At 42.1% G+C, this 12,259-nt stretch carries 11 protein-coding genes and 2 pseudogenes; all 13 read left to right on the top strand.

The annotated features are described in order from the left end of the window. Positions 1-788: 788 nt before the first annotated feature. Positions 789-923: pseudogene (locus C5469_RS24555) on the top strand (transcription elongation factor GreB); the annotation flags it as partial. A 140-nt stretch (positions 924-1,063) separates the two neighbouring features. Beyond that, positions 1,064-1,783 (top strand): osmolarity response regulator transcription factor OmpR, encoded by a 720-nt coding sequence (gene ompR / locus C5469_RS19530; RefSeq protein WP_054476366.1) that lies wholly within the window; start codon positions 1,064-1,066, stop codon positions 1,781-1,783. Beyond that, complete coding sequence (envZ, locus tag C5469_RS19525; RefSeq protein ID WP_166310115.1) at positions 1,780-3,111, top strand: two-component system sensor histidine kinase EnvZ; 1,332 nt, start codon at positions 1,780-1,782, stop codon at positions 3,109-3,111. The genes ompR and envZ overlap by 4 nt, the downstream gene beginning before the upstream one ends. Before the next feature lie 179 nt (positions 3,112-3,290). Beyond that, on the top strand, positions 3,291-4,331 hold the full coding sequence (pstS, locus tag C5469_RS19520) for a phosphate ABC transporter substrate-binding protein PstS (RefSeq protein ID WP_166310113.1): 1,041 nt from the start codon (positions 3,291-3,293) through the stop codon (positions 4,329-4,331). 98 nt (positions 4,332-4,429) lie between these two features. Beyond that, on the top strand, positions 4,430-5,386 hold the full coding sequence (gene pstC, locus C5469_RS19515) for a phosphate ABC transporter permease PstC (protein ID WP_166310117.1): 957 nt from the start codon (positions 4,430-4,432) through the stop codon (positions 5,384-5,386). A 1-nt stretch (position 5,387) separates the two neighbouring features. Beyond that, a complete protein-coding gene (gene pstA / locus C5469_RS19510; RefSeq protein ID WP_166310111.1) occupies positions 5,388-6,272 on the top strand; it encodes a phosphate ABC transporter permease PstA in 885 nt (294 codons plus the stop codon). A gap of 33 nt (positions 6,273-6,305) precedes the next feature. After that, the gene (pstB, locus tag C5469_RS19505) at positions 6,306-7,076 is read left to right on the top strand and encodes a phosphate ABC transporter ATP-binding protein PstB (protein WP_207629232.1); all 771 of its coding nucleotides are present in this window, start codon (positions 6,306-6,308) and stop codon (positions 7,074-7,076) included. A 14-nt stretch (positions 7,077-7,090) separates the two neighbouring features. After that, positions 7,091-7,810, top strand: a complete 720-nt coding sequence (phoU, locus tag C5469_RS19500) for a phosphate signaling complex protein PhoU (protein ID WP_166310107.1) — start codon at positions 7,091-7,093, stop codon at positions 7,808-7,810. 154 nt (positions 7,811-7,964) lie between these two features. Beyond that, positions 7,965-8,801 carry an ABC transporter substrate-binding protein gene (locus tag C5469_RS19495; RefSeq protein WP_166310105.1) on the top strand — a complete coding sequence of 279 codons (837 nt, stop codon included), beginning with the start codon at positions 7,965-7,967 and terminating at the stop codon, positions 8,799-8,801. Between the two features lie 70 nt (positions 8,802-8,871). Continuing rightward, positions 8,872-9,609 carry an amino acid ABC transporter permease gene (locus C5469_RS19490; protein ID WP_166310103.1) on the top strand — a complete coding sequence of 246 codons (738 nt, stop codon included), beginning with the start codon at positions 8,872-8,874 and terminating at the stop codon, positions 9,607-9,609. A 1-nt stretch (position 9,610) separates the two neighbouring features. Continuing rightward, the gene (locus C5469_RS19485; protein WP_166310101.1) at positions 9,611-10,354 is read left to right on the top strand and encodes an amino acid ABC transporter permease; all 744 of its coding nucleotides are present in this window, start codon (positions 9,611-9,613) and stop codon (positions 10,352-10,354) included. Positions 10,355-11,397: 1,043 nt separating this feature from the next. Further along, positions 11,398-11,634 (top strand): MbtH family protein, encoded by a 237-nt coding sequence (locus C5469_RS19480; protein WP_339414587.1) that lies wholly within the window; start codon positions 11,398-11,400, stop codon positions 11,632-11,634. Between the two features lie 69 nt (positions 11,635-11,703). Then, positions 11,704-12,225 (top strand): annotated as a pseudogene (locus C5469_RS19475) (transposase). The last annotated feature ends 34 nt before the right edge of the window (positions 12,226-12,259 follow it).

Here is a 12,259-nt window from a genome sequence, read left to right as displayed (position 1 = left end):
GATAGAAACGCTTAAAGCGTACGTTGCCAGTCAAAATACGCCGGAGTGACGTGTTTTAAAGCCCTGCGGGCTTTTCGCCTTATATCCCCGCCCGCACTGGGCTAGGGTTTACGGCGGATTTTGCTAATTTTTTTCACCATTTTTTATATTTATGTATTTAAATTGTTTAGTGAAGAAATTTTTCTTTAAAAATAGTGAATTAATAAGCCCCTTCTATTAGCTATATCTGGGTGGTTACAGTCATCACCATCCCTTTAGCTATGTTATTTCAGTGAGAAAATAAGTCGTCATTCAGAATTTATCTTTATTAATATTGATGAGTTTATTCGGCAGTATGACAGCAAATATGACATTCTACCCGCTATGGTGAAAGTAGATGCTTAGGACGGAAAATGAGGGATCAACGAGCTGTTTTTGGTTAGCTCTGTTGGTAACAGAATTTTCTTATAAGCCTGAGCATTATGCTATTTATCTCTAATATTTATGACATACATCGTGTAGTTTGTGGTTCTGCATATTACATAATATGTATGCTGTGGATCTTGCTGATAATGAGAGTAAGTCATGAGATTTCCCTGGAGAAAAAATACTCAATATTGTTTACTATGGTAAGGAAAGATTAAGAGAAATCGATCAGCAGATATGATTCTTGGGCAAACGTTGGGATGCACTGAAAGTTGTCGATCCAGTGCTTATTGGAAAAGAAAAACTTGTGTTGGTGTGTAGGTCAGGTTATTTGGTGAGTATGAAGCAGAAAATATTTTTCGTTTAGCCTATCCGATGAATTTGATCCAATTAACAAGTGGATTTCTATTGATTCCCCGGTAGTCAGAGCACTGATTGATAAACTGGCCGATGAAAAAATTATCGTAAAGATTCTATGCGGGGTAGCCACTTACTGGATTGTAGTTATAAGCCACTGAATTCATCATTCAAGTTAATAGCGTATGAAAATGAGCCTTATAGATAATTGACTTAAAATATATACTTGATCTCTATATTTGGTTTAATCTTCTTCATAATGGTAAATTTATAAAAGCATGTGGTATTTTGGAGTGTGATAATGCAAGAAGGTAATAAAATCCTTGTAGTAGATGATGACATGCGTTTGCGAATGTTATTAGAACGTTATCTGACAGAACAAGGTTTTCAGGTACTTAGTGCTGCTAATGCGGAGCAGATGGACCGCTTATTGACAAGGGAATCTATTAGTTTAATCGTGTTGGACTTAATGTTACCTGGAGAAGATGGTCTTTCTGTTTGTCAAAGGCTGAGAAACCAAAATAATCCGGTGCCGATTATTATGGTGACAGCAAGAGGCGAAGAGGTAGATCGTATTGTTGGGTTGGAAATTGGCGCTGATGACTATATTCCGAAACCATTTAATCCGCGTGAGTTGTTAGCTCGTATTCGGGCGGTGTTACGCCGTCAGGCGAATAAATTACTGGGTGTACCTACTGAGGATGATCCAATTATTAATTTTGGTAAGTTCAGTCTCAATCTGAGTACTCGAGAAATGTTTCAGGGAGATGAACATATACCCTTGACCAGTGGTGAATTTGCCGTGCTGAAAGTGCTGGTTTCTTCTCCTGGTGTGCCGCTGTCCCGCAATAAGTTGATGAATCTAGCGCTTGGTCGGGAATATAGCACAATGAAGCGATCCATTGATGTTCTTGTTTCACGTTTGCGCCGTGTGGTTGAAGAAGATCCGACACACCCGCGTTATATCCAGACTATCTGGGGCTTGGGCTATGTTTTTGTGCCTGACGGAAGCTGTGTATGAAACTATTGCGATTCTCTCCTCGCAGTACGTTTACCCGTACTTTATTCTTGGTTATGGCTATGCTGTTCATCAGCTTAGTAAGTAGTTATTTATTTATTGTAAATTTCGTTATCATGCCAAGCTTGCAGCAGTTCAATAAAGTATTAGCGTATGAAGTTCGCACCTTAATGGCTGAGAAGTTGAAGCTGGAGGACGGTTCTTTTCTGGTGATCTCACCGGTAGTACGCCGGGAGATTTATCAGGAGCTGGGTATTACGCTCTATTCTGAGTCTGACGCAGAGATGCAAGGCTTGCTCTGGGCCAGGCATTATGATTTCTTGAGTGAGAAGATGAGTCAATATCTTGGTGGTGAAGCTGATCTTCGCCTTGAGATAAGCAAAGATAGCCCTATACTTTGGCTTAATTCTTATCTTGCTCCTGATATTTGGGTTAGGGTTCCTCTGACGGAAATCGAACAACATCAATTCTCTCCCGTTTTCCGCTATATACTGGCAATTTTATTACTGATGTTTGGTTGTGTCTGGCTTTATATCCGTTTTCAGAACCGACCTTTGCTGGAAATGGAATATGCTGCCAGACAAACGGGTAAAGGCATTATGATGCCTGCGGTACGAGAAGCGGGTTCCCTGGAAGTGCGTGCTTCTATTCGCGCATTTAACCAGATGTCCGCAGGGATAAAGTTACTGGAAAGTGACCGTACAATATTAATGGCGGGGGTAAGCCATGATTTGCGTACTCCACTGACACGTATCCGGCTGGCAACAGAAATGATGAACAAGGAAGATGCTTATCTGTCCGAATCTATTAATAAAGATATTGAGGAGTGTAATGCCATTATTGAGCAATTTATTGATTACCTCCGTACCGGGCAGGAAATGCCAATGGAATTCTGTGAACTTAATTCTATTCTCAAAGAAGTTATCTCCGCAGAAAATGGTTATGAGCAGGATATTGAAAATAATTTGTCGCTTAATCCAATAACTGTTAACGCGAATCCAATTTCCATTAAACGGGCATTGGCGAATATGTTGGTTAATGCTAATCGTTATGGTAATGGCTGGATTAAAGTCAGTAGTGGTCAGACAAATAAATTCGCTTGGTTTCAAGTAGAGGACAATGGAGCCGGAATTAAACAGGAAGATTTGCCTCGATTGTTTCAGCCATTTGTTCGGGGTGAAAGAGCACGTAGTAACAGTGGAACAGGGTTAGGTTTGGCTATTGTTCAGCGGATTATTGATGCGCATGATGGGAAAATTGAAGTTGGCACCAGTTCTAAAGGCGGGTTATCTATCCGTGCTTGTATTCCTGTTGTGGAAGATCATTTTTAATGATCTGCGGAGATGACAGTTTTATGTCAGCCTCAGGCTGAGCTTTCATTTCGCTGTCATAAAAATGTCATAATTAGGACATTTTGCTGTAACTAAACTAATCTATTTTCCTTCCTGCACCTTTTTTAATCTGACGACACATTTCTTTGTTGATTCTGAATGTCCCATTAGGAGGGATTATGAAACTGATGCGTACCACCGTAGCCAGCATAATGGCAGCGACATTTTCTTTGACAACCTTGTCTGTATTCGCTGCCACCAGCTTGACGGGGGCAGGTGCGACATTTCCCGCACCAGTGTATGCCAAGTGGGCAGATTCTTATCAAAAAGAGACAGGTAATAAAGTCAATTATCAAGGCATTGGTTCATCCGGTGGCGTAAAACAAATTCTGGCAAATACCGTTGATTTCGGTGCTTCCGATGCCCCTTTATCCGATGAAAAATTAGTTGCTGATGGTTTATTTCAGTTTCCGACGGTTATCGGCGGGGTGGTACTGGCAGTCAATATTCCAGGTATTAAATCTGGTGAATTGACACTGGATGGTAAAACTTTAGGCGATATCTATTTAGGTAAAGTGAAAAAGTGGAATGACCCGGCGATTACTAAACTGAATCCGGGAGTAAAACTGCCGGAACAGGATATTGCTGTAGTGCGTCGTGCTGATGGTTCCGGCACCTCTTTTGTATTTACCCGTTATCTTTCTAAAGTGAACGAAGAATGGAAAGAGAAAGTCGGTGCAGGTTCCACGGTAAGCTGGCCTGTTGGTTTAGGGGGTAAAGGCAATGATGGAATTGCCGCCTTTGTTCAGCGTCTGACTGGCTCCATTGGTTATGTTGAATATGCTTACGCTAAACAGAATCATTTGGCTTATACCAAACTGGTATCTGCTGATGGCAATGTTGTCAGCCCGACAGAAGAGAGTTTCAGTGCCGCAGCGAAGAACGCGGAATGGCACAAAACGTTTGCGCAGGATTTGACACACCAGCAAGGTGAAAACGCGTGGCCGATTACTTCCACCACCTTTATTCTGGTTCACAAACAGCAAAAAGACGCCGCCAAGGGGGCAGAAATACTGAAATTCTTTGACTGGGCTTACGAGAAAGGCAGTAAACAAGCGAATGATTTGGATTATGCAACCCTGCCAAAAGAAGTGGTTGAGCAAGTTCGTGCGGCTTGGAAAACCCATGTAAAGGATAGTCGCGGCAAAACACTGTACTAAGTTGTTTTGATAGTTACTGTATTAAATATCGATTAAATTTGTAGTTTTGATTTCTCCCCCTTGCGTTGGGGGAGTTAACCCGGATGAGAGTAAGCTCTATGGCCGAGCAGAAAACGGCAATAAAAGCACCCAGTAAAAATGGCGATCTTATTTTCAGCGCCCTAGTTCGGCTAGCGGCGTTGATTACTTTATTTTTGCTGGGAGGCATCATTATCTCACTGATTATCGCCTCCTGGCCCAGCATCCAGCAGTTCGGCATCGCTTTCCTCTGGCGTAAAGAGTGGGATGCTCCGGCGGAGCAATTTGGGGCATTGGTGCCGATTTACGGTACATTGGTGACGTCATTGATCGCTCTGATTATCGCAGTACCTGTCAGTTTCGGGATCGCATTGTTCCTAACGGAACTGGCACCTAATTGGCTGAAACGCTCACTTGGGGTGGCAATCGAACTCTTGGCTGCAATTCCAAGTATTGTATATGGCATGTGGGGGCTGTTTGTTTTTGCACCTCTATTTGCTACTTATTTCCAGCAGCCGGTAGGTCATGTCCTTTCCAGTATTCCTGTCGTGGGGGAACTCTTCTCCGGTCCTGCCTTTGGTATTGGTATTCTGGCGGCGGGTGTCATTCTCGCTATTATGATTATCCCTTATATCGCCTCGGTTATGCGTGATGTATTCGAACAGACACCAGTAATGATGAAAGAATCTGCTTATGGTATCGGTTGTACCACTTGGGAAGTCATTTGGCACATTGTGTTGCCTTACACCCGAAATGGTGTGATTGGTGGTGTCATGTTGGGACTTGGCCGTGCACTGGGAGAAACCATGGCGGTGACTTTTATCATCGGTAATACCTACCAGCTCGATAGTTTCTCACTGTTTATGCCGGGTAATAGTATTACTTCGGCGTTGGCGAACGAATTCGCCGAAGCAGAATCTGGCTTGCATACCTCAGCATTGATGGAACTTGGTCTGATTCTGTTTGTGATCACCTTTATTGTATTGGCATTGTCAAAACTGATGATTATGCGTCTGGCGAAGGATGAGGGGCGTTGATATGGCAATAATGGATGGACAACCGCCTGTTAATGCCGATGCACGTAGCCGTAAACAGGCATGGCGTCGTCAGAAAAATCGCCTCGCTCTGTTGTTATCAATGGCAACCATGTTGTTTGGCCTGTTCTGGCTGGTATGGATTTTATTTTCCACAGTCACTAAGGGTTTTGACGGGATGTCGCTGGCATTGTTCACGGAAATGACACCGCCACCGAATACAGAAGGGGGAGGATTAGCAAATGCCATTGTTGGCAGTGGATTACTGATCCTGTGGGCGACGATTATCGGTACCCCTTTGGGGATCATGGCGGGTATTTATCTGGCAGAGTATGGCCGCCGTTCATGGTTGGCAGAAGTGATCCGTTTTATAAACGATATTCTGTTGTCAGCACCGTCTATTGTCGTCGGTTTGTTTGTTTACACTGTCATTGTGATGAAAATGCAACATTTCTCTGGTTGGGCAGGGGTGATTGCGTTGGCGTTGTTACAGGTGCCAATTGTTATCAGAACCACGGAAAACATGCTGAAACTGGTGCCTGACAGCCTGCGCGAAGCGGCCTATGCTCTGGGAACACCTAAGTGGAAGATGATTTCAGCTATTACGCTGAAAGCCTCCGTATCCGGCATTATCACAGGCGTGTTGCTGGCAATCGCTCGAATCGCTGGGGAAACCGCGCCGTTGCTGTTCACTTCTCTCTCCAATCAGTTCTGGAGTACCGATCTGAGCCAGCCAATTGCCAACTTGCCAGTGACTATCTTTAAGTTTGCGATGAGTCCGTTCTCTGAATGGCAACACCTGGCGTGGGCAGGCGTATTATTGATAACCCTATGTGTATTACTGATTAACATTGTGGCGCGTGTGCTGTTTGCCAGGAAAAAGCACTGACTGATATTTTCAACAGAGAGAGTATGAATGAACATGGCTAATGACATTGCTGGTAGCAAAATTCAGGTTCACAATCTGAACTTTTATTACGGCAAATTTCACGCGCTGAAAAATATTACGTTGAATATTGCAAAGAACAAAGTAACGGCTTTTATCGGTCCGTCTGGTTGCGGTAAATCTACGCTGCTACGTACTTTCAATAAAATGTATGAACTGTATGGTGAACAGCGGGCAGAAGGCGAAATTTTGTTGGATGGCAACAATATCCTGACGGATAAACAAGATGTGGCGTTGCTGCGTGCCAAAGTTGGTATGGTATTCCAGAAACCAACTCCCTTTCCGATGTCTATTTACGACAATATCGCTTTTGGTGTTCGTCTGTTTGAAAAACTATCAAGAGCAGAAATGGATGAACGTGTTCAGTGGGCTTTGACTAAAGCGGCATTGTGGAATGAAACCAGAGATAAGTTGTATCAGAGTGGATACAGTTTGTCTGGTGGTCAGCAACAGCGTTTATGTATTGCTCGTGGGATTGCAATCCGCCCGGAAGTGTTATTGCTGGATGAGCCTTGTTCAGCGCTTGATCCCATTTCTACGGGGCGTATTGAGGAATTGATTAGCGAACTTAAATCTGAATATACCGTGGTGATTGTGACTCATAATATGCAGCAGGCGGCACGTTGTTCAGACCATACCGCATTTATGTACCTTGGTGAATTGATTGAATTCAGTGACACAGACACATTGTTTACCACACCAAAAAAGAAACAAACTGAAGACTATATTACTGGTCGTTATGGTTGATTGCGGGGCGTAACATGGACAATCTGAATCTCAACAAACATATTTCTGGTCAGTTTAATGCTGAACTGGAGTATATCCGTACGGAACTGATGGCAATGGGTGGGCTGGTGGAGGAGCAACTCTGCAAAGCAATTAACGCTATGCATAATCAGGATGCAGCACTGGCGCGTGAAGTGATTGAGGACGACCATAAAGTCAATATGATGGAAGTTGCTATTGATGAAGCGTGTGTTCGTATCATTGCCAAGCGCCAGCCGACAGCAAGTGATTTGCGACTGATTATGTCAATCTCGAAAACGATTGCTGAGTTGGAAAGAATCGGTGATGTGGCAAAAAAAATCTGTCAGACGGCACTTGAAAAGTTTTCACATCAGCATCAGCCATTGTTAGTCAGCCTGGAATCACTTGGCCGCCATACCATACAAATGTTGCATGATGTGTTAGATGCTTTTGCTCGTATGGATCTGGAAGAAGCTGTTCGTATTTATCACGAAGATAAAAAGGTGGATAAAGAGTATGAAGGCATTGTCCGCCAGTTAATGACTTATATGATGGAAGATTCCCGAACCATCCCAAGTGTACTGACGGCGCTGCTCTGTGCTCGTTCTATTGAACGGATTGGTGACCGTTGTCAGAACATTTGTGAATTCATTTTCTATTATGTTAAGGGGCAGGATTTCCGGCATGTGGGCGGTGATGAACTGGAAAGATTGTTGACTAACGATGACAAGTAAGTAACTGACAATGCTGGTATTTTTCTTGCCAGCATTTTTGGCTCTATAATTCTTAATAGTTATAAATATAGTTTTTTTTATTATTTCCTGCACTATATCGAAATTGATAGCTTGTGATGATTAATAAATGATTAATTACTATCAGGAGTGTTCAATGAAATCCCGCGTTCTTGTTACGGCATTGTTGGCCGGATTAGCACTGGTTACGGGTGTTGCGAAGGCAGATAAACTGGATGATATTAAAAAAGCCGGCACAGTGCGGATCGCTGTTTTCGACAGTAATCCACCGTTTGGTTTTATTGATCCACAAACCAAAAAATTGGCAGGTTATGATGTGGATATTGCCAGCGCGATTGCTAATGACCTTGGTGTGAAACTGGAATTGCGCCCAACTAACCCAGCAAACCGTTTACCGCTGTTGGCATCAAAGAAAATTGACCTCATTGCGGCCAACTTTACGGTCACTGATGAACGTGCTAAACAGGTTGATTTTTCAATTCCTTATTTTGCCACCGGGCAAAAGTTTATTGCCCGTAAAGGTGTGCTGAAATCTCCGGAAGATATTAAAAAATTACGTATCGGTGCGGATAAAGGCACGGTACAAGAAATTACGCTGCGTGAGCATTATCCGACCGCAAAAGTGATCTCTTATGATGATACTCCTTTAGCATTTGCTGCACTGCGTAACGGTAACGTACAAGCAATCACTCAGGATGATGCTAAGCTGGTAGGTCTGCTGGCTAACGTACCGGCAGCACAAAAAGCTGAGTTTGAGATCTCTCCTTTCAGCATCACCCGTGAATATCAGGCGGTGGCTGCTGCGAAAGGGGAAGAGCGCTTGGTTGAGGCGGTGAACCAGACTTTGCTAAAACTGGAAAAAGAGGGTGAAGCAGAGAAAATTTACAACCGTTGGTTTGGCCCGGATACCAAGTCAGCTCAGTCGCGCGGTGACTTTAAGTTTGCGCCTTTGGAGCAGCAAGCTAAGTTCTGATGATAAGTTACAAAGCCCCGCCTTTTTGTTGCGGGGCTTTGCCATAAGTAATACCTGGTAATCGTAAGATATGTTTGAGTTATTTGTTACAGAGCACTTGCTTGCTCCCCAATATCTGGAATGGCTTTGGCAGGGCTTTCTAATTACGTTGTGGATATCCGCTTGTACCGTTGTGGCTTCCACGTTGTTGGGCTTTTTGCTGGCAGCTGCCCGTGACAGCCAATTAAAAATTCTCCGTTGGCCGGTAACGGCTTACACCACCTTATTCCGCAATACCCCTCTGTTGGTGCAACTGTTCTTCTGGTACTTTGCATCAGGACAAATACTGCCGCAAGACGTAATGCTCTGGTTGAATACACCGCATGAAATCAATCTGTTAGGCTTACCATTGGCATGGCCTTCATTCGAATTTCTGGCTGGATTTATTGGCCTGACCCTCTATTCAGCCCCATTTGTAGCGGAAGAATTACGTGCAGGTATTCAGGGTGTTGGGCGTGGACAGAAATATGCCGCCCATGCACTGGGGCTAACTGGCTGGCAGGCAATGCGTTATGTGGTATTGCCACAGGCGTTGAAGATAGCAATGCCTCCGTTACTGGGGCAGTACATGAATATTGTGAAAAACTCGTCACTGACCATGGCAATCGGTGTAGCTGAGTTGTCATATGCTTCCCGTCAGGTAGAAACCGAAACATTGAAAACGTTTGAAGCATTCGGCGTTGCGACGGTGCTATATATTGCTACCATTGCCATCATGGAAGGTTGGGGACAATGGCGTCAGCAACAAGCCATAGCGAGAGGACATTAACATGGATTTTTCAGTCATTGCAGAAAACTGGCGTTATTTGCTGTTAGGAACATTCCCAGATGGCCCTCTTGAAGGAGCGGCGTTGACACTAGTGATTAGCCTGATGGCTGGTGCGATTTCAGTGGTATTGGGTACGATTGCAGGTGTTGCTCTGGCAATGCTGAAAGGTTTCTGGGTTAACCTGCTAGCCGCAGTATTGGGCTTTTTCCGTGCAATTCCCGTGATTATGCTGATTTTTTGGACTTACTTCCTGCTGCCAGTGATGCTTGGTATGGAAATTCCAGAAATTACCACGGTAGTTTGTGCTCTGGCGTTGATCACCTCTGCTTATTTGGCTCATGGGGTGAAAGCGGGGATTATTGCGATTGGTGCGGGTCAGTGGCAAGCAGGGTTATCATTAGGTTTTAACCGTTGGCAAGTACTTTGGCACATTGTTTTACCACAAGCGTTGCGTATGATGGTGCCTTCCTTTATTAATCAGTGGATTGCCCTGATAAAAGACACCTCTCTGGCGTATATTGTTGGCGTAGCAGAGCTGTCATTCTTAGCAACTCAGGTGAATAATCGCAGCATGGTTTACCCAACAGAAGTCTTTTTATTTGTCGCGTTGATTTACTTTGTGATGTGTCTGACATTGGAGTTGACAGCAAACTATCTTGTACGTCGTTTCTCACTGCAACGTCGAAAAATGTCCCTTTTTCGTTTTTGGCGGAAAGAAAAATTAATTTTAGCCTCCCAATATTAGTTTTTCTTTTTATTTAATTATCTATATTTAAGGCATAATTTCCCTATTTTAACGATAGGGAAATTATTAATATTAATTTGTTTTATCTGATTTTATTGTTGAAATATATTTTCACTTTGAAATATAAGTAATGATGAAATTATTAAATTAAATAAATTAATAATTTTATGGAAATAGGAAAAATACGTTGAAATAACAGAATAAATAATCTTTTTAGATAATATGGTGGTGATTAACTTATAAAATATTATAATAAATTTGGTATTTTATTATTGTTTGTTAGATTTAAACCTTCTGGATTTACAGCAGTATTCGATATTTTAGTCGACTGTTTTTGATCATGATTAAGACGAGAGCATAAAATCTATGGTTACCCTCGTTTTTGCAACCCTGATTTTGATTAATGGTGGGTTGGCTTAAATCTATCCGGCATCTCTATGGGCAAGGATTTAACATAATGCATGCTGATGATACGACAATCAGAGATATCCGTCCTTTCATAGATGCTCTGGATGCAGTTAGATTTAACCGACTAAAAGTTAACCTCTAGGGGAAATATGAGTTATGCCTACATCAGAGTCAGCCTCAACTGACCAAAGTATAGAGAGACAAAAAGAGGCTTTATCAGCAACAAATGCAATAGAGTCAACAAGACGATCATTATTCATTGCAAACGCGAACGGCCGTATTAAACGGTGAGCTAGAGGTACAATTTGAGCGTTGGTATCAGGGAGTAAATTTGGGAGAAGAAACAGAAAACCATTTAACCGCAGTGATTACAGCATAGAGTACTGCCCCACGTTTTTTTATGCTCTCCTTAATCCAATTAATAACAAAAGAGAAAATTAATCACTAGATTATATGATACGAATAATATGTTATTCAATATGTGTCTTTGCAGTGAGTTTGTTATTTCATTGTATATTTCAACTTTTTTTAAAATCAAAATAATTATAAATGTGGATTTTGTCACGAAACAAATATTTTTTATTGACTTGTCAAAGTTAATATATAAGATTTTTTAATCATGAACCAAACTGAGGATTTATGTTTTGAGCAATCCATTTGAAAATGAATCTCTTGATTTCTTTGTATTAATAAATGATGAAAATCAACACTCACTATGGCCTGTATTCATCGCAGTACCTGCTGGTTGGCAAGTTATCTACGGACCAGAAAAACGTGAGAATTGTTTGAGTCTTGTAGAGAGTAACTGGAAAGATATGAGGCTAAAAAGTTTGCAGGGAAATAAATTAGAAAAGGCGGATTCGACTAATTAAGTACAATTTTTCAGAAGGGCGGTCAGTTACTATATTAGGCATCTTTCCCGCCATCGGGAAAAATGCACTATGGCCTATAAACAACTGACCGAAGCAGAAAGATACCCGATTTCCAGTTTAAAAAGCGGGTTTTTCACAACGTTTCATTGTCAATCACTCAATCGAAACCTATCAACCATTAGCAGAGAGTTGAAAAGACATCAGGAAGTAAAAGAATATTGTCCGAAACAGGCCCATCTTCAGGGGCTTTCTCACCGTCATTATGCTAAGAAAGCCACAAAAGTGACCAAAGAAATAAAAAAATGGATAAAGCGGCTAATTTGACAAGATTTAAGCCCTGAATAGGTGGTTGACTATATAAGGAAGGTTGAACGAAAGACACTCTATACAATCATTATTAAACTGAACACAAAACAAGCATCAGAAGTGGCTGAAGCCACAATGAAGGCTTTATACCCGTTAAAACAAAAGGTTAAAACAATGACGTTTGATAACGGTTTAGAATTAAATAATCGTCCCCGAAAGACTCGTGGTGGCAAACCTTCAAATGGACTATTTAAAGGGATACGAACTTGTTTACTCGTAGCTTAATTATGTTGCACTTACTATGCGAAACCACCAGACA

It is taken from the genome of Photorhabdus cinerea (assembly GCF_011189575.1).
GTDB lineage: Bacteria > Pseudomonadota > Gammaproteobacteria > Enterobacterales > Enterobacteriaceae > Photorhabdus > Photorhabdus cinerea.
This window is presented reverse-complemented; position numbering and strand designations above follow the sequence as displayed.

Bases quoted from the DNA above. Each gene is read 5' to 3' on its own strand.
- pstA (WP_166310111.1), top strand. From the start codon at position 5,388: ATGGCAATAATGGATGGACAACCGCCTGTTAATGCCGATGCACGTAGC.
- C5469_RS19495 (WP_166310105.1), top strand. From the start codon at position 7,965: ATGAAATCCCGCGTTCTTGTTACGGCATTGTTGGCCGGATTAGCACTG.
- pstB (WP_207629232.1), top strand. From the start codon at position 6,306: ATGGCTAATGACATTGCTGGTAGCAAAATTCAGGTTCACAATCTGAAC.
- pstC (WP_166310117.1), top strand. From the start codon at position 4,430: ATGGCCGAGCAGAAAACGGCAATAAAAGCACCCAGTAAAAATGGCGAT.
- C5469_RS19490 (WP_166310103.1), top strand. From the start codon at position 8,872: ATGTTTGAGTTATTTGTTACAGAGCACTTGCTTGCTCCCCAATATCTG.
- C5469_RS19485 (WP_166310101.1), top strand. From the start codon at position 9,611: ATGGATTTTTCAGTCATTGCAGAAAACTGGCGTTATTTGCTGTTAGGA.
- phoU (WP_166310107.1), top strand. From the start codon at position 7,091: ATGGACAATCTGAATCTCAACAAACATATTTCTGGTCAGTTTAATGCT.
- envZ (WP_166310115.1), top strand. From the start codon at position 1,780: ATGAAACTATTGCGATTCTCTCCTCGCAGTACGTTTACCCGTACTTTA.
- ompR (WP_054476366.1), top strand. From the start codon at position 1,064: ATGCAAGAAGGTAATAAAATCCTTGTAGTAGATGATGACATGCGTTTG.
- pstS (WP_166310113.1), top strand. From the start codon at position 3,291: ATGAAACTGATGCGTACCACCGTAGCCAGCATAATGGCAGCGACATTT.